General features: G+C 67.3%; 18 protein-coding genes. 15 read left to right on the top strand and 3 right to left on the bottom strand.

The annotated features are described in order from the left end of the window. Positions 1 to 86 precede the first annotated feature (86 nt). A complete protein-coding gene (gene rlmJ, locus QZ749_RS19015) occupies positions 87 to 1,358 on the top strand; it encodes a 23S rRNA (adenine(2030)-N(6))-methyltransferase RlmJ (RefSeq protein ID WP_296949897.1) in 1,272 nt (423 codons plus the stop codon). Positions 1,359 to 1,518: 160 nt separating this feature from the next. Then, entirely contained in the window at positions 1,519 to 2,763 is a 1,245-nt protein-coding gene (locus tag QZ749_RS19010) for an EAL and HDOD domain-containing protein (RefSeq protein ID WP_296949895.1), read from the top strand. 55 nt (positions 2,764 to 2,818) lie between these two features. On the opposite strand, the gene QZ749_RS19005 is transcribed toward QZ749_RS19010, so the two are convergent. Next, the gene (locus QZ749_RS19005) at positions 2,819 to 3,568 is read right to left on the bottom strand and encodes an SAM-dependent methyltransferase (protein WP_296949894.1); all 750 of its coding nucleotides are present in this window, start codon (positions 3,566 to 3,568) and stop codon (positions 2,819 to 2,821) included. A gap of 21 nt (positions 3,569 to 3,589) precedes the next feature. Continuing rightward, entirely contained in the window at positions 3,590 to 4,222 is a 633-nt protein-coding gene (locus tag QZ749_RS19000; protein WP_296949892.1) for a Maf-like protein, read from the bottom strand. Positions 4,223 to 4,359: 137 nt separating this feature from the next. Between QZ749_RS19000 and QZ749_RS18995 the strand changes: the two genes are divergently transcribed. The 13 genes from QZ749_RS18995 (at position 4,360) to QZ749_RS18935 (ending at position 14,569) form a co-directional block, all read left to right on the top strand. After that, positions 4,360 to 4,857: a DUF177 domain-containing protein gene (locus QZ749_RS18995; protein ID WP_296949890.1), complete on the top strand. Its 498-nt coding sequence runs from the start codon at positions 4,360 to 4,362 to the stop codon at positions 4,855 to 4,857. Positions 4,858 to 5,072: 215 nt separating this feature from the next. Further along, on the top strand, positions 5,073 to 5,255 hold the full coding sequence (gene rpmF, locus QZ749_RS18990) for a 50S ribosomal protein L32 (protein WP_036168414.1): 183 nt from the start codon (positions 5,073 to 5,075) through the stop codon (positions 5,253 to 5,255). 215 nt (positions 5,256 to 5,470) lie between these two features. Then, positions 5,471 to 6,535 carry a phosphate acyltransferase PlsX gene (plsX, locus tag QZ749_RS18985; RefSeq protein WP_296949888.1) on the top strand — a complete coding sequence of 355 codons (1,065 nt, stop codon included), beginning with the start codon at positions 5,471 to 5,473 and terminating at the stop codon, positions 6,533 to 6,535. A gap of 3 nt (positions 6,536 to 6,538) precedes the next feature. Further along, complete coding sequence (locus QZ749_RS18980; protein WP_296949887.1) at positions 6,539 to 7,525, top strand: beta-ketoacyl-ACP synthase III; 987 nt, start codon at positions 6,539 to 6,541, stop codon at positions 7,523 to 7,525. A gap of 28 nt (positions 7,526 to 7,553) precedes the next feature. Beyond that, complete coding sequence (gene fabD, locus QZ749_RS18975; RefSeq protein WP_296949885.1) at positions 7,554 to 8,501, top strand: ACP S-malonyltransferase; 948 nt, start codon at positions 7,554 to 7,556, stop codon at positions 8,499 to 8,501. A gap of 19 nt (positions 8,502 to 8,520) precedes the next feature. Then, positions 8,521 to 9,258: a 3-oxoacyl-ACP reductase FabG gene (gene fabG, locus QZ749_RS18970; RefSeq protein ID WP_296949884.1), complete on the top strand. Its 738-nt coding sequence runs from the start codon at positions 8,521 to 8,523 to the stop codon at positions 9,256 to 9,258. Positions 9,259 to 9,438: 180 nt separating this feature from the next. Continuing rightward, complete coding sequence (gene acpP / locus QZ749_RS18965; RefSeq protein ID WP_036168404.1) at positions 9,439 to 9,678, top strand: acyl carrier protein; 240 nt, start codon at positions 9,439 to 9,441, stop codon at positions 9,676 to 9,678. A 27-nt stretch (positions 9,679 to 9,705) separates the two neighbouring features. Beyond that, positions 9,706 to 10,950, top strand: a complete 1,245-nt coding sequence (gene fabF, locus QZ749_RS18960; protein ID WP_307726672.1) for a beta-ketoacyl-ACP synthase II — start codon at positions 9,706 to 9,708, stop codon at positions 10,948 to 10,950. Positions 10,951 to 11,092: 142 nt separating this feature from the next. Beyond that, positions 11,093 to 11,614: a protein YgfX gene (locus tag QZ749_RS18955; protein WP_296949878.1), complete on the top strand. Its 522-nt coding sequence runs from the start codon at positions 11,093 to 11,095 to the stop codon at positions 11,612 to 11,614. Between the two features lie 68 nt (positions 11,615 to 11,682). Then, positions 11,683 to 12,285 (top strand): RNA polymerase sigma factor RpoE, encoded by a 603-nt coding sequence (gene rpoE / locus QZ749_RS18950; protein WP_296949876.1) that lies wholly within the window; start codon positions 11,683 to 11,685, stop codon positions 12,283 to 12,285. Positions 12,286 to 12,330: 45 nt separating this feature from the next. Then, on the top strand, positions 12,331 to 12,633 hold the full coding sequence (locus tag QZ749_RS18945; protein WP_296949875.1) for a sigma-E factor negative regulatory protein: 303 nt from the start codon (positions 12,331 to 12,333) through the stop codon (positions 12,631 to 12,633). A gap of 212 nt (positions 12,634 to 12,845) precedes the next feature. Then, positions 12,846 to 14,300, top strand: a complete 1,455-nt coding sequence (locus QZ749_RS18940; protein ID WP_373896838.1) for a DegQ family serine endoprotease — start codon at positions 12,846 to 12,848, stop codon at positions 14,298 to 14,300. Next, entirely contained in the window at positions 14,297 to 14,569 is a 273-nt protein-coding gene (locus tag QZ749_RS18935; protein WP_296949873.1) for a glutaredoxin family protein, read from the top strand. The genes QZ749_RS18940 and QZ749_RS18935 overlap by 4 nt, the downstream gene beginning before the upstream one ends. A gap of 19 nt (positions 14,570 to 14,588) precedes the next feature. On the opposite strand, the gene QZ749_RS18930 is transcribed toward QZ749_RS18935, so the two are convergent. Further along, a complete protein-coding gene (locus tag QZ749_RS18930) occupies positions 14,589 to 15,569 on the bottom strand; it encodes a hypothetical protein (RefSeq protein WP_296949871.1) in 981 nt (326 codons plus the stop codon). Between the last annotated feature and the right edge of the window lie 172 nt (positions 15,570 to 15,741).

Here is a 15,741-nt window from a genome sequence, read left to right as displayed (position 1 = left end):
ATGGGCCATCTGAGGGATAATGGCGGTTTCGCCGTCCGCGCCCGTCCGCAGGCGCACGGCAGGCAATCTCTACCTGGAATTCCATTATGTTCAGCTACCGCCACGCCTACCACGCGGGTAACCACGCCGACGTCCTGAAGCACTTCGTTCAGGTCCAGTTGCACCAATACATGAACCAGAAGGAGGCGGCGTACACCTATATCGACACCCATTCCGGTGCCGGCGTGTACGCGCTCGACAGTGCCCAGGCCGTCAAGAGCGGCGAGTCGGTCGACGGCATCGCGCGCCTGTGGGAGCGCGACGACCTGCCACCCGCGCTGGCCGACTACGTCAAGCTGGTGCGTACCCTGAATCCGAGCGGCAAGCTGCGCTACTATCCCGGTTCGCCGTGGGTGGCGGACGAGGCGGCGCGTCCGCAGGACCGCCTGCGCCTGTTCGAACTGCATCCGGCGGATGCCCGGATCCTGGTCCAGAACGTCGCCAAGCTGGAAGCGCACAAGGCCGAGCAGGGCGAGCGCGCGCGCGGCAAGCGCGTGATCGTCGATTATGCCGACGGCTTCGTGGGCCTGAAGGCCTTGCTGCCGCCGCCGTCGCGCCGCGCGCTGGTGCTGATCGATCCGCCCTACGAGGTCAAGCTCGACTACAAGCACGTGCGCGATGCGCTGGACGAGGCGCTCAAGCGCTTCCCGTCCGGCACCTATGCGGTCTGGTATCCGGTGCTGCAGCGCATGGAGTCGCGCGAATTCGCCGACCGCCTGAAGCGCCTGCCGGCCAAGGAATGGCTGCACGTGACGCTGTCGGTCGCCGGTCCGCGTCCGGATGGCAACGGCCTGCACAGCAGCGGCATGTTCATCCTGAATCCGCCGTACACGCTGGAAGCGACGCTGCGCGAGGTGATGCCCTACCTGACCAAGGTGCTGGGCCAGGATGCCGGCGCCACCTTCCGCATCGAGCGCGGCACCCAGCTCAGCGGTACCGTGCCGAAGCCCGGCATCGGGGCCGCCGAGCGCGCCGGGGCCGGGCGCCAGCCGGTCGGCAACGCGCGCCGCGCCAGCCCGCTGTCGGGCAAGGGCAGCCTGCGCCTGCCGGGCCAGCCGTTCGGCGACGCCGCGCGCCCCGAGCGCGCCGGTACCCGGGGCGACGGCGAGTCCGGCGCCGCTCCCGCTCGGCGCGCCGGTCCGCGTCCGGCGGATGGCCAGGGCAACCAGGGCAGCGCGCCGGCGCGCCCGCGCCCGGAGGGCCGTCCCGGCCAGCCGCGCGGCGCCGGCGTGCCGTCGGCACGGCCGGGAACGGCGCGCGCCGGCGACGCGGCGGGTCCGGGCAAGGGGCCGCGCCGCCCGGCCAAGCGCAATGGCTGAGGACGGTCCTGAAACGATTTGATACGATGTCGAAATGTAAAGACTGTCGGTCTGTAGTATAGTCGGGCCGGTGTCCGGTGCAGTCCGGACCCGGCGTGCATGGGGCGCGCCGTGCACACGGGAGTCTTGCATGCATGCGGTAGCAACGGCAGTCACGTCCATGCCGTCCGACGAGTTTTTCCTGGCGCGCCAGCCGATTCTCGGGCGCGACCAGAAACTGGTGGCGTTCGAGTTGCTGTTTCGCGCCGCGCCGGACCACGAGGATGCGCAGCTGACCGATTATGCCGCCGCCACGGCCGCCGTGATCTCGCATGCGTCCCAGCTGGGGATGCGCCAGGTCGTCGGCGAGCAACTGGCCTTCGTGAATGTCGACGACGTCGTGCTCAAGAGCGATTTCGTGCGCTTCCTGCCGCCCGACAAGGTGATCCTCGAAATCCTCGAAACCGTGCGCCCGACCCCGGATGTGCTGGCGCGCGTCGCCGAACTGAAGGAGCTCGGGTTCAAGTTCGCGCTCGACGACGTCATCGGCCATTCGGAACTGGTACGCAAGCTGATCGACATGGTCGACGTGATCAAGGTCGACCTGAAGGGCGTCAGCCGCGAGGGGCTCGCGGAACTCGCGACGACGCTGCGCCGGCCCGGCCAGAAGATGCTGGCGGAAAAGGTCGAGACCGTCGAGGAGTTCGAGCTGTGCATGGACCTCGGCTTCGAATATTTCCAGGGATATTATTTCGCGCGGCCGGCGATCCTGTCCGGCAAGAAGATCACGCCGTCCGAGATGGGCCTGCTGCGCCTGCTCGAACTGATCGGCGCGAATGCCGACGCCGCGGCGATCGAGGAAGCCGTCAAGCGCGACGCGCTGCTCAGCCTGAACCTGCTGCGCCTGGCGAACAGCCACCTGGTGGGGGCGGGCGGGGCGCGAATCGAATCGATCCCGCAGGCGCTCGAGCAGCTCGGCCGCAGCCAGCTGCAGCGCTGGGTGCAGATCCTGCTGTACGGCAGCCCGGACGGCCACATCGAACCGAATTCCCCGCTGCTGCAGATGGCGACGACGCGCGGGCGCCTGCTGGAACTGATGACGCTGACGCTGCGTCCCGGCGACGTGGGCGGCGCCAGCACGGCGTTCACGATCGGCATCATGTCGCTGATGGATGCGCTGTTCTCGCTGCCGATGCGGGACATCCTGGCGCGCGTGGACGTCTCGCCCGAGGTGCGCGCCGCGCTGCTGGACCGCGCCGGCGACTACGGCGCCATGCTGGACGTGGTCGAGGAACTGGAAGGCGCCCAGTGCAACCGCGCGCTGGGCGATGCGCTGGGCAGGCTGGGCCTGTCCGTCAAGCAGGTGCGCGAGATCGAACTGGCCGCGTTCGGCTGGGTGCGGGAGTTGAGCGCCGGCATGCGCTAGCGCTTGTCCTGCTGCCAGCGATCCCGCTGGGGCCGGATGGACCGCGGGCGCGGGCTCATTGCGCCAGGAACAGGAACACCGTCGGCTTCTTGTGGAAGTCCGGCGCCTTGCCGGCAGCCAGTTGCGCTTTCCACTTGGCCGCCGTCAGCGTGCGCACGGATTCCGTCGCCAGCGACAGGTCGGTGGCGACGCACACCAGCGTGCCCGGCTGGCAGGCGCCCACCAGCGCTTCCAGCATCGCGCCATTGCGGTAAGGCGTCTCGATCAGCAATTGCGTCTGCTTTTCGCTGCGCGAACGCTGTTCCAGCTGCTGGATGCGCTTGCCGCGCTGGACGGCGTCGGTCGGCAAATAACCGTTGAAGGCGAAGCTCTGGCCGTTCAGGCCGCTCGCCATGACGGCCAGCAGCAGCGACGACGGGCCCACCAGCGGGCGCACGGCGATGCCGTGCTGGTGCGCCAGGCGGACCAGGTCGGCGCCCGGGTCGGCCACGGCCGGCACGCCGGCTTCCGACACCAGGCCGGCGTCGCGCCCGTCCAGCAGCGGGGCCAGCAGGGCGGCCAGCGCCTGCGGCGGCGTGTTCACGTTCAATTCCTCGATCCGGATTTCCTGCAGCGGACGCGCCAGCGGGTGGTCGACGGCGACCAGTTTCAGGAAGGCGCGCGCCGTCTTGGCGTTCTCGGCCACGAAATAATCGAGCTTGCTGGCGATGTCCTGTACCTGTTCGGGCAGGATGTGGGACAGGGCGCGCGGCGCGGCGTCGGTGGGGCCGAGGGTGTTCGGGATCAGGTAGAGGGTACCGGGCATGGATGGGACGAAAACGATGGGTCAGGTAAAGAAGGGCACGCCGGCACGGCGCAGCATGCCGGTCAGGGCGATCAGCGGCAGGCCGGTGAGGGCGCTGGGGTCGCTGCTGTCGATGCGTTCGAGCAACGCGATGCCCAGGCCCTCGTTCTTGGCGCTGCCGGCGCAATCGTAGGGTTGCTCGATATGCAGGTAGGCGTCCAGCTCGGCGTCCGGCAGGTCGCGGAAGGTCACGAAGACCTGCACGTTGTCCAGCTCGAAGGTGCCGGTGCGGCCGTCCCACAGGCAGAGCGCCGTATGGAACACGACGCGCCGGCCGCGCATCGCCTGGAGCTGGGCCAGGGCGCGCGCATGGTCGCCGGGCTTGCCGATCTGCGCGCCGTCCAGCGTGGCGACCTGGTCCGAGCCGATCACGAGCGCGCCCGGATGCAGGCGGGCGATGGCGGCGGCCTTGTCGCGCGCCAGGCGCAGCGCCGTCGCCTCGGGCGCTTCGCCGGGCAGCGGCGTCTCGTCGACGTGCGGGGCGATCGCCTCGAAGGGCAGGCGCAGCCGTTCCAACAGTTCGCGGCGGTAGGCCGAGCTGGACGCCAGGATCAGGCGCACGGGCGTGCCACGCGCGGCAGAACTTGGTATGATGTCGCCCTGTCCAATATTCATAAGCAAAACAGATAGATAGCGGTGTTTCGGCAAGCGGCGCCGGGCTGCGGCAAAACTGCCGGAAAAACGCACGGAGTCTTTGACTGCCCGGGGATAAGCCTGTTATTATCGCAGGTTTTCCGGGGAAGTTTTTCCAAATGAGCGCTTTTGTCATCGACGCCTTCGATTTTTGTCGGAGCAACGGCCATCGCGAAGGCGCCACGCCGGTCGCGGAAATGACCCGCCTGGCGGCCGATTGCGCCGATGCGTCCGGCACGATTTCCTGGACGATCCAGGGCGGCCAGACCCGCCAGGGCTATCCGATGATGACGCTGTCCGTCTCCGGTACCGTGCAGCTGGTCTGCCAGCGTTGCCTGCAGCCCTTCGGCTACGACATCGATTCGTCGACCGTGCTGGTGCTGGGCAAGGACGACGAGGAAGCGGACGAGATCGAGGAAATCCTCGACGACGAATCCATCGACGTGATCGTCGGCGACCACGCCATGGACATCCGTCAGTTGCTGGAAGACGAAGCCCTGCTGGCCCTGCCGCAGGCATCGAAACACGAGGTGTGCCCCGATACCACGCTGGTGGACTCCGTGAAGTCCGAGAAGGTATCGCCGTTCGCGGCACTGAAGAGCCTCAAGTCAGAATAAGCAGTACGGAATTTGCAAGGTAGGGTGCCGTAACGCCCGCATTGCATCAAAGACGTGTCAAACGCGTGCAACTCGAGTATGAAGTTTTCGTTGTAAGGCTGCGTGAAACATGTCGGCAATAACGGCAATCTTGTTATTGCCGCTGGGATACTCGATGCGCATGTCATTGCAAGTCGAATGTGTTAGAATTTTAGAACTTATGTTTAGGAGTCATCATGGCAGTTCAGCAGAATAAGAAATCCCCGTCGAAGCGCGGCATGCACCGTTCGCACGATTTCCTGGTTGCACCGAACCTGGCAGTCGAGCCGACCACCGGCGAAACCCACCTGCGTCACCACATCAGCCCGAACGGTTTCTACCGTGGTCGCAAAGTGATCAAGACCAAGAACGACGAGTAATCGACGTCTTGCTGTTTTGCTCCATGAAAGCGGTGCAACGTATGTCAAGTGCGTGGCGCCGCTTTTTGTTTTGCATGTTCCGTGCTGCGGGCAGCCCTGCGCGCCGGCGCACCGTCATTTTCCATCCCGCCGTCCCGGTCCGATGCGCTTCGCCGGCACCCGTCCGTGGACCCGCCGCCGCCGGCCGACCGTGAGCCCGCGGTTCATCCCGACAAATGACAATTAAAATTTCCATCGACTGCATGGGCGGAGACCATGGTCCCTCGGTGACCATTCCGGCAGCCCTCGCATTCCTCAAGCGCGAACCCGAAGCGGAGCTGATCCTCGTCGGCCCCGAAGAGCAGGTGCGCGCTGAACTCAAGAAACACCACGCGGCCGCGCATCCGCGCCTGTCCGTCAAGCACGCTTCCGAAGTGGTGGCCATGGACGATCCCGTCGAAGTGGCGCTGCGCCGCAAGAAGGATTCGTCGATGCGCGTGGCGATCGAGCTCGTCAAGGACGGCAGCGCCGCCGTCTGCGTTTCCGCCGGCAATACCGGCGCGCTGATGGCGATCTCGCGCTACGTCCTGAAGACCATGCCCGGCGTCGACCGCCCGGCGATCTCGTCGATCCTGCCGAACCAGAAGGGCGGCCCGACCTATATGCTCGACCTGGGCGCCAACGTCGACTGCGAACCCCACCACCTGCACCAGTTCGCCATCATGGGCGCGGTGCTGTTCGAGGCGATGGAACACCGCCGCCCGAGCATCGGCCTGCTGAACGTGGGCACCGAGGAAATCAAGGGCACCGAGACGATCAAGGCCACGGCCGCCCTGCTGCGCGAAGACCACGCGCGGGGCGTGCTGAACTTCCACGGCAACGTCGAGGGCAACGACATCTTCAAGGGCACCGTCGACGTCGTCGTGTGCGACGGTTTCGTCGGCAACGTGACCCTCAAGGCCATCGAGGGCCTGTCGCGCTTCGTCAAGCAGACGCTGCTGGAAACGACGCTGTCCAAGCTGGGCGCGCTGCTGGCGCGCAAGTCGCTCAAGAAACTGAATCCGGAAAGCTACAACGGCGCCGGCCTGCTGGGCCTGCGCGGCCTGGTGTTCAAGAGCCACGGCGGCGCCAATGCCTTCGCCTACGAGTGGGCGCTGCGACGCGCCTTCGAGGCCGCCAAATACAATGTGCAAGAGCAACTCGCGACGCTCATTGCCGAGATGCTCCCCGCCGCTCCCGCTTCCGCTCCCGTCACGGCCTCGGCCGCGGAAGCGCCAGGTTCAACCATCAAGCAGGGTTAAGCAATGACTGTGTACAGCAAAATCACCGGCACCGGCAGCTACCTGCCCGCCAGGCGCGTGACCAACCATGACCTGGCCGCCGAACTGGCCGCCAAGGGCATCGAGACGTCCGACGAATGGATCGTGACCCGTAGCGGTATTTCGGCACGTCATTACGCCGCCGCGGACGAGAACGCGTCCGACCTGGCCGTCAACGCGGCGCGCAAGGCGCTCGAGGCCGCCGGCCTGGAGCCCGGCCAGATCGACATGATCATCGTCGCCACCGCCAGCCCCGATTTCTACGGCAGTTTCCCGAGCACGGCCTGCATCGTCCAGCACAAGCTGGGCATGCGCAACGGCAGCGCCGCCTTCGACATCGGCGCCGTCTGCAGCGGCTTCGTCTACGCCATGTCGACCGCCGACGCCTTCATCAAGGCCGGCAATGCGAAGAACGTGCTGGTGATCGGCACCGAAGTGTTCTCGCGCATCCTCGACTTCAGCGACCGCAGCACCTGCGTGCTGTTCGGCGACGGCGCCGGCGCCGTGGTGCTGAGCGCGTCCGAGGAGCCGGGCGTGCTGGCGGTCAAGCTGCACGCCGACGGCAGCCATGGCGACATCCTGTGCGGTCCGGCGAACCCGTCGCATGCCGCGATGTCGAGCCAGAAATTCCTCTACATGGACGGCCCGGCCGTGTTCAAGCTGGCCGTCTCCGTGCTGGAAAAAGTGGCCAACGAGGCGCTGCAGGCGGCCGACATGCCGGCCGCGGCCATCGACTGGCTGATCCCGCACCAGGCCAACCTGCGCATCATGAGCGGTACCGCGAAAAAGCTCGGCCTGCCGCTCGAGCGCATGGTCGTCACCGTCGACGAGCACGGCAATACCTCGGCCGCCTCGATCCCGCTGGCGCTGGACCAGGCCGTGCGCGACGGCCGCATCCGGCCGGGCCAGAACGTCATGATGGAAGGCGTGGGCGGCGGCTTCACCTGGGGCGCCGTGCTGGTGCGCATGTAAAAACACAACAAAAGGATTGAGACAGATCATGAGCAAATTCGCATTCCTGTTCACCGGCCAGGGCGCCCAGGCCATCGGCATGCTGAACGGCTTCGCCGGCAACCCGGTGGTCGCGCAGACCGTGGCCGAGGCGTCGGACGCGCTGGGCCAGGACATCGGCAAGCTGGTCGCCGAAGGGCCGAAGGAAGCGCTGGACCTGACCACCAACACCCAGCCGGTGATGCTGACCGCGGCCGTGGCCGTGTACCGCGCCTGGATCGCCGCCGGCGGTCCGGTGCCGGGCGTCGTCGCCGGCCACAGCCTGGGCGAGTACTCGGCCCTGGTGGCCGCGGGCGTCATCGATTTCAAGGATGCCGTGCCGCTGGTGCGCTTCCGCGCGCAAGCCATGCAGGACGCGGTGCCGGTCGGGCAGGGCGGCATGGCCGTCGTCCTCGGCCTGCAGGCCGACGACGTGCGCGCCGCCTGCGCCGAAGCGGCCCAGGGCGAGGTGGTCGAGGCCGTCAACTTCAACGAGCCGACGCAGATCGTGATCGCCGGCCATACCGCGGCCGTCGAGCGCGCCTGCGAGATCGCCAAGGCCAAGGGCGCCAAGCGCGCCATGAAACTGGCCGTCTCGGCGCCGTTCCACTCGTCGCTGCTCAAGCCGGCATCGGACCGCCTGCGCGACTACATGGCCGGGCTGGTCTTCAAGGCGCCGCAGATCGACTTGATCAACAACGTCGACGTGGCTATCCTGAACGATCCGGCCGCGATCAAGGACGCGCTGGTGCGCCAGGCCGCCGGTCCGGTGCGCTGGGTCGAGACCATGCAGAAGATGGCGGCGGACGGCGTGACCCAGGTCATCGAGTGCGCACCGAGCAAGACGCTGATCGGCATGGCCAAGCGCATCGATGCGGCCCTGGTCGGCGAGGCGCTGCTCGACCAGGCGTCGCTGGAGCGCGTGCTGGCGTCGCTCGACGGCCAACAAGATCAATAATAAATAGCGAAGGAAAAGCATGAACCTGCAAAACCAAGTCGCCCTCGTCACCGGCGCCTCGCGCGGCATCGGCAAGGCCATCGCCCTCGAACTGGCGCGCCAGGGCGCGACGGTGGTCGGCACCGCCACCACCGAGGCGGGCGCCGCCGCGATCCAGGCCTACCTGGCCGACTTCGGCGGCAAGGGCATGGTGCTGAACGTCACCGACGCCGCCCAGTGCGCCGCCACGGTCGACGCGATCGCCAAGGACGTCGGCGCCATCGGCATCCTCGTCAACAATGCCGGCATCACCCAGGACAACCTGGCGATGCGCATGAAGGACGAGGAGTGGGACAACGTGATCGCGACCAACCTCAGCGCCGTCGGCCGCCTGTCGCGCGCCGTGCTGCGCGGCATGATGAAGGCCAAGGCCGGCCGCATCATCAACATCACCTCGGTGGTCGGCGCGTCCGGCAACCCGGGCCAGATGAACTACGCGGCCGCCAAGGCCGGCGTGGCCGGCATGACCCGCGCGCTGGCGCGCGAGATCGGCAGCCGCAACATCACCGTCAACTGCGTGGCTCCGGGCTTCATCGATACCGACATGACCAAGGCGCTGGGCGAAGGCCAGCACGAGGCGCTGCTGACGCAGATCCCGCTGGGCCGCCTGGGCCAGCCGGAAGACATCGCCCATGCGGTGGCCTTCCTGGCCGGCCCGCAGGCCGCCTACATCACGGGCACCGAGTTGCACGTGAATGGCGGCATGTATATGAATTGATGGAAATTTGCCGGCGGGCATGGCCCGCCGGACCGCCTGCCGGCCGTTTCCAGATCAAATCTCAGCAGTTGGCAGGAGTTCCAAACGATTTAGCGTCACACGCTGAAAATAGTTTTTCAACGCGCAAACCCTGATAAAATGCGCGCACTTTCCGCAACACATACCTAATGGAGCCAAAACATGTCGGATATCGAACAACGCGTTAAAAAAATCGTCGCTGAGCAACTGGGCGTTGCCGAAGCAGACATCAAAATCGATTCCTCGTTCGTTGACGACCTCGGCGCAGACTCCCTGGACACCGTTGAACTGGTGATGGCCCTGGAAGACGAATTCGAAATGGAAATCCCGGACGAACAGGCCGAGAAGATCACCACCGTTCGCCAGGCCATCGAGTACGCTCAGGCGCACGTCAAGGCCTAAGCTTTTCTGGAACTTCAGGAGAAACGCTTGAGTTCACGCAACCGTCGTGTCGTCGTTACCGGCCTGGGTTGCATTTCCCCGATCGGCAATACCATTGCCGACGCGTGGGAAGCAGCACTGGCGGGCAAGTCGGGCATTGCCAACATCACCAAGTTTGACGCATCGGCGTTCTCGACCCGCTTCGCGGGCGAAGTGAAGAACTTCAACGTCGAGGAATACCTGCCCGGCAAGGAAGGCCGCCACATGGATGCGTTCATCCATTTCGGCATGGCCGCGGGCATCCAGGCGATCAAGGATTCCGGTATCGCCGTCACCGAGGACAATGCCGATCGCATCGGCGTGATGATCGGTTCGGGCATCGGCGGCCTGCCGATGATCGAAGATACCAAGGCGGAGTACGACAGCCGCGGTCCGCGCCGCATTTCGCCGTTCTTCGTGCCGGCGTCGATCATCAACATGATCTCGGGCGACCTGTCGATCAAGTTCGGCCTGCGCGGCCCGAACCTGGCCATCGTCACCGCCTGCACCACCGGCCTGCACTGCATCGGCCAGGCCGCGCGCCTGATCGAGTACGGCGACGCCGACGTCATGATCGCCGGCGGTGCGGAATCGACCGTCTCGCCGCTGGGCCTGGGCGGCTTCGCCTCGGCGCGCGCATTGTCCGCGCGCAATGACGATCCGGCCACGGCATCGCGTCCCTGGGACCGCGACCGCGACGGCTTCGTGCTGGGCGAGGGTGCCGGTGTCATGGTGCTCGAAGAGTACGAACACGCCAAGGCGCGCGGCGCCCGCATCTACGCGGAAGTCGTCGGCTTCGGCATGAGCGCCGACGCCAATCACATCACGGCCCCGCTCGAGGACGGCAGCGGCGCATCGCGCTGCATGGTGACCGCGATGCGCTACGCCGGCATCAACCCCGACCAGGTGCAGTACGTGAACGCGCACGGCACCTCGACCCCGGTGGGCGACGTGGCGGAAGTCAAGGGCATCAAGCGCACCTTCGGCGACCACGCGCAGCGCATCGTCGTCAACTCGACCAAGTCGATGACCGGCCACCTGCTGGGCGGCGCGGGCGGCCTGGAGTCGGTGTTCACCGTGCTGGCGATCCACAACCAGGTCTCGCCGCCGACGATCAACATCTTCAACCAGGACCCGGAATGCGACCTGGACTTCTGCGCCAACACGGCGCGCGAGATGAAGATCGACTACGCGGTGAAGAACTCGTTCGGCTTCGGCGGTACCAACGGCACGCTGGTGTTCGCGAAAATCTGAGTTCCTGCGATTCCGCTTGAACTAAAAAGCGCCCATTCCTGTCAAAGGAATGGGCGTTTTGTCTTTCATGGTCCGACGGCCCCAGCCGTCGCGCCGGCAAGCCGCGCCCGGCGCCATTCCCGTCCACGTTACCTGCACCGCCATGTCGATCGCCGTGTCCGCGCACGTCCGGCCGTCGCGCCTCCAACGCCTGCTGACGTTCGCGGCGGCGCTCGCCCAGTTCGCGGCCGCGCTCGCCACGGTCCTGGCCGGGCCCGCCGCGTACCGCGCCGCGCCGTTGCCGGCCGCGGCGCTGGCGCTCGCCGGGGCCGTCCTGCTGGCACGGGCGCTGCGCCGTCCAAAGACGCACCGGATTGATATTTCTGGAACCGGCGAACTACGCGTGACGGTACAACAAGGGGGAGGCGCGCCGGCGCCCGGCGCCGCCGCGGCAGCCATCCTGCTGCCCGGTTCGGTCGTCTGGCCGGTGCTGATGCTGCTGCGTTGCCGCGTGTCCGCGGCGCCGGGCGGGCCGGCGGCGCGGGCGCGCACGCAGGTCGTGTACGTCGGCCGCGACAGCGTCGATGCCGCCACCTGGCGCGCGCTCGCGGTCGCGCTGGCGACGGCCGGGCGGCGCGCGGGCGGCGCCGGCGCAGTGGACGAGGACTGGATAACGAAACGATGAATTCACCGCAGCGGGCCGGCTCCTGGAACACGAGCGCGCATGCTGTCGCAGCCAACGGGACATGTTCAGTGACAACCGAACGCGAGTGTGATCAATTGCTGGTCGAGCGCGTCCAGGCTGGCGACCAGAAGGCGTTCGACCTGCTGGTGGCGAAGTACCAGCGTCGCCTGATGCGGCTGGTGTCGCGCCTCGTGCACGATCCGGCCGAGGCCGAAGACGTCGTGCAGGAAACCTTCATCAAGGCGTACCGCGCGCTGCGCCACTTCCGCGGCGATTCCGCGTTCTACACCTGGCTGTATCGCATCGGCATCAACACGGCCAAGAATTTCCTCGTCACGCAGGGCCGGCGCGCGCCCACGTCGACCGAAGCCGATGCGGAGCGCGCGGAGGGATTTGACGACGCGGACAGTCTGCGCGACATTAATACGCCCGAGTCCGTTTTGGCCAGCAAGCAGATCGCCTTCACGGTCAACGCGGCGATGGAAGCGCTGCCGCTGGAACTGCGCACGGCCATCGTCCTGCGCGAAATCGAAGGATTGAGCTACGAAGAAATCTCCGAAGTGATGGCGTGTCCAATCGGTACGGTGCGAAGCAGGATTTTCCGGGCGCGCGAAGTCATCGCCGAGAAATTGCGGCCCCTGCTCGATATCTCGGCCGACAAACGTCGGTAGGCGACAGCTGTTCGACATTGCAGACAAGGATCACGGACCGACGTGATGGAACCGATGGACACGAACAAGAAAAACCGCGAACTCATCTCCGCCCTGATGGACGACGCGCTGCCCGCGGCGGACGTCGAGCTGGCCCTGGCGGCGCTGGGCACGCCCGCCGGCGAACAGGCCTGGGCCACCTTCCACCGCATCGGCGACGTCCTGCGCGCCGGCGGTGCGCCCGAATTGTCGCCGGCCTTCGGCGCGCGCCTGGCGGCCCAGCTCGCCGCCGAGCCGCCGCCCACGCGGCGTGCCGGCGCCGAGGCCGCCCAGCCGGCGCCGGCCGCCGCGGCGACCGAGCCGCGCTAGCCGCGCCGGCACCCGCCCGTCCCGCCGGGAGCGGCGCCGCGGGATGCGGGTGTCGCGGCCCGCGCCGGGGCGGTGGATCCGCCGCCGGCGCTGCCGTTCCCGTCGGATCGCTTCGGCTTTGCCGCCACGCCGCCCGGCAGGTCCGTGCCAGCGCGACAATATGGTGTTTTTGTCTTACCATATCAACACCAAGCCCTTCTTTCATCAAAACTATGACAAGCAAAACCGGTAACGCGATCCTGTCCGCCCTCATGGTTGCGGGCATGACCCTGATGTCTTCCGCGGCGGCGCAGGCTGCCGCACCCACCGTCCAGGCGGCCGTCGCCGGCCTGCCCGATTTCGCCGACATGGTCGACAAGGTCGGCCCGGCCGTCGTCAACATCCGCACCACCGAGCGCGTGCGCCTCGGCCAGGGGCAGGGGCAGGGCGACGAGGAAATGCAGGAATTCCTGCGCCGCTTCTTCGGCGGCCAGATGGCGCCGCGCGGGCGCCGCGGCATGCCGCAGCAGGAAGAGCAGGAAGTACAGCGTGGCGTCGGCTCCGGCTTCATCATTTCCGACGACGGCTATGTGCTGACCAATGCCCACGTGGTCGAGGGCGCCGACGAAGTCACCGTCACGCTGACCGACCGCCGCGAGTTCAAGGCCAAGGTGCTGGGCGCCGACCGCCGCACCGACGTCGCCCTGCTCAAGGTCGAGGGCCGCGGCCTGCCCAGCGTGCGCATCGGCGATTCGAACCGCATCCGCGCCGGCGAATGGGTGATCGCGATCGGTTCGCCGTTCAACCTCGAGAACACGGTCACCGCCGGCATCATCTCGGCCAAGTCGCGCGATACAGGCGAGTATTTGCCGCTGATCCAGAGCGACGTCGCCGTCAATCCGGGCAACTCGGGCGGCCCCCTGATCAATATGCGCGGGGAGGTCATCGGCATCAACTCGCAGATCGCCACGCTGTCCGGCGCCTACAACGGCATCTCGTTCGCCGTGCCGATCGACGAGGTGATGCGCGTCGCCGACCAGGTCAAGAAGACCGGCAAGGTCACGCGCGGGCGCCTGGGCGTGCAGATCAGCGAAGTCACGCGCGACGTCGCCGAGTCCCTGGGCCTGGGCCGCGCGCGCGGCGCCGAGATCGCGATGGTCGAACCGGGCGGGCCGGCCGAGAAGGCCGGCGTCAAGGTCGGCGACATCATCCTGAAGTTCAACGGCAAGGACATCGAAAAGAGTTCCGACCTGCCGCGCCAGGTCGGCGGCACCGCCGTCGGCACCCGCGCCAGCATCACCGTGTGGCGCCGCGGCAGCCAGGTCGAACTGCCCGTCACCATCGAGGAACTCAAGGAAGAACAGCCGGCGGCCGGCCGCGCCACGCCCAAGAAGCAGGGCGACGACCGCTCGCCGAACGCCCTGGGCCTGCACGTGTCCGACCTGACGCCGGCGCAGAAGCGCGAGCTCAAGATCGAGGCCGGCGTGATGGTCGAGTTCGCGGAAGGACGCGCCTCCACGGCCGGCATCCGCCAGGGCGACCTGGTGCTGCAGATGAGCAATGTCGAGATCACGTCCGCGGCCCAGTTCAACGGCCTGGTCGCGAAGCTCGATCCGAAGAAGCCGGTCGCGCTGCTGGTGCGCCGCGGCAGCGCGTCGCAGTACATCGTCATCAAGCCGCGCCAGTGACGGCGCCGGTCCGTTTCACCCTGTACTCGCGCAGCTGGTGCCACCTGTGCGAGGACATGCTGGAGGCCCTGCGCGCCGCCATGGCGCGCAGGGGCGTCGCGTACGAGGTGGACGTGGTCGACGTCGACGCCGACCCCGCCCTGGTGGCGCGCTACGACGAGCTGGTGCCGGTGCTGGCGACGGTGCCGGGCGACCGGGAGATCTGTCACTACATCCTGGACGAGGAGGCGCTGGCGGCGTGCCTGGCGGCGGTGCGGGCATCACCGTAGGGTGGGCACGTCAACCCGGTCAGGCGTACTCGGTCTCTGCGCGCATGGCCCGAACCGCGCCACCCGCCGCCAGCACCCGCTCCATGAACGCCCGCTTCGCCACGCTGCGCGGGCTGGCCCAGAAACTGTCGAGCCAGGCCTGCGGCTCGCCGCCATGGTCGATGCGCAGCGTGTACGGGCGCCCCATCAGCTCGCTGTGCACATAGGTGGCGAAGCATTCGGCGAAGTCGTCGTACGGATTGGTCGCGCCGTACAGGCTGGGGAAGTCGCTGCCTTCCAGGCCGGCATAGGCGACGACGATGGCCTCGCCGTCCAGCTTGTTGTTCCCGTAGAAATCGACGATGCCGCGGCCGTCGAAATCGGAACTGGCCTGGGGCACGAAGCGTCCCTCCGCATTCGTCGTCCAGCTCAGGGCCAGGTAAGAAAAATCCCAGGAGAACTGCGTGTCCGGCGTCGGCTCCCACCAGCGCGGCAGGAAGTCGCCGTCGGCCGTCAGCACGTGGCCGAACTCGTGCAGCAGCAGGAACTGCAGGGCGTGCGCGCGGGTGTCGTCGTGCGCCGCGGCGATCGCCGCGGTCAGCGTGAAGCCGGGGCCGCCGTGGAACGGCAGGTTTTCCTTCCAGGTCGCCCAGGAATTGGCGGTGTGGCCGGCCATCACGTCGACGTCGAGCAGGACGATGCAGCCGAGGATGCGGCCGTCGCGCGCATCGACCACGATGTCGGTGGCGCCCGACGAGCCCAGGCCGTGTCCCAGGCAGATGCCCAGCAACAGCGGCGACACCAGGTCGAGCACGCTCGCCGGCATGCCGCGCAGCGCCTGGCGCAGGTCGGCGAGCAGGCGGGCATCCGGTTGCGCGGGCGCCGGCACGGCGTCGATGCCGCTCGCCAGGTTGACCTGCCGCACGAAGTCGCGCACCTCGTCCGGCAGCGGCAGGATGCGTTCGTGGATGGATTGGCGCTGCAGGTCGGTCCAGTGCTGCGGGTCGCGGGTCAGGATCATGGCATGTCGGTCGAGGAGGGCGCCACGCGGCGCCGATGAGTCCTTAACGGCGGCGCGCGCAAATACTTGATGCATGGAAAGTGAGACGTTGCCCGCGGCGCCATGCCGGCGTCCACCCTTATTCCGGGCTTTCTGCCCTGAAATCCGGTAAAATGCGGGGTTGGAGGCGATG

Source organism: uncultured Massilia sp. (assembly GCF_913773735.1).
Lineage (GTDB): Bacteria > Pseudomonadota > Gammaproteobacteria > Burkholderiales > Burkholderiaceae_D > Telluria.
The sequence above is the reverse complement of the archived record's forward strand: the minus strand, read 5'-3'. Positions and strand labels throughout refer to the sequence as shown.

Excerpts from the sequence above, each read along its gene's own strand:
- QZ749_RS18945 (WP_296949875.1), top strand. The coding sequence starts at position 12,331 with ATGGAACCGATGGACACGAACAAGAAAAACCGCGAACTCATCTCCGCC.
- QZ749_RS19000 (WP_296949892.1), bottom strand. The coding sequence starts at position 4,222 with ATGAATATTGGACAGGGCGACATCATACCAAGTTCTGCCGCGCGTGGC.
- QZ749_RS19010 (WP_296949895.1), top strand. The coding sequence starts at position 1,519 with ATGCCGTCCGACGAGTTTTTCCTGGCGCGCCAGCCGATTCTCGGGCGC.
- acpP (WP_036168404.1), top strand. The coding sequence starts at position 9,439 with ATGTCGGATATCGAACAACGCGTTAAAAAAATCGTCGCTGAGCAACTG.
- rlmJ (WP_296949897.1), top strand. The coding sequence starts at position 87 with ATGTTCAGCTACCGCCACGCCTACCACGCGGGTAACCACGCCGACGTC.
- rpmF (WP_036168414.1), top strand. The coding sequence starts at position 5,073 with ATGGCAGTTCAGCAGAATAAGAAATCCCCGTCGAAGCGCGGCATGCAC.
- QZ749_RS19005 (WP_296949894.1), bottom strand. The coding sequence starts at position 3,568 with ATGCCCGGTACCCTCTACCTGATCCCGAACACCCTCGGCCCCACCGAC.
- plsX (WP_296949888.1), top strand. The coding sequence starts at position 5,471 with ATGACAATTAAAATTTCCATCGACTGCATGGGCGGAGACCATGGTCCC.
- QZ749_RS18980 (WP_296949887.1), top strand. The coding sequence starts at position 6,539 with ATGACTGTGTACAGCAAAATCACCGGCACCGGCAGCTACCTGCCCGCC.
- fabG (WP_296949884.1), top strand. The coding sequence starts at position 8,521 with ATGAACCTGCAAAACCAAGTCGCCCTCGTCACCGGCGCCTCGCGCGGC.
- QZ749_RS18940 (WP_373896838.1), top strand. The coding sequence starts at position 12,846 with ATGACAAGCAAAACCGGTAACGCGATCCTGTCCGCCCTCATGGTTGCG.
- QZ749_RS18995 (WP_296949890.1), top strand. The coding sequence starts at position 4,360 with ATGAGCGCTTTTGTCATCGACGCCTTCGATTTTTGTCGGAGCAACGGC.
- QZ749_RS18955 (WP_296949878.1), top strand. The coding sequence starts at position 11,093 with ATGTCGATCGCCGTGTCCGCGCACGTCCGGCCGTCGCGCCTCCAACGC.
- fabD (WP_296949885.1), top strand. The coding sequence starts at position 7,554 with ATGAGCAAATTCGCATTCCTGTTCACCGGCCAGGGCGCCCAGGCCATC.
- QZ749_RS18930 (WP_296949871.1), bottom strand. The coding sequence starts at position 15,569 with ATGATCCTGACCCGCGACCCGCAGCACTGGACCGACCTGCAGCGCCAA.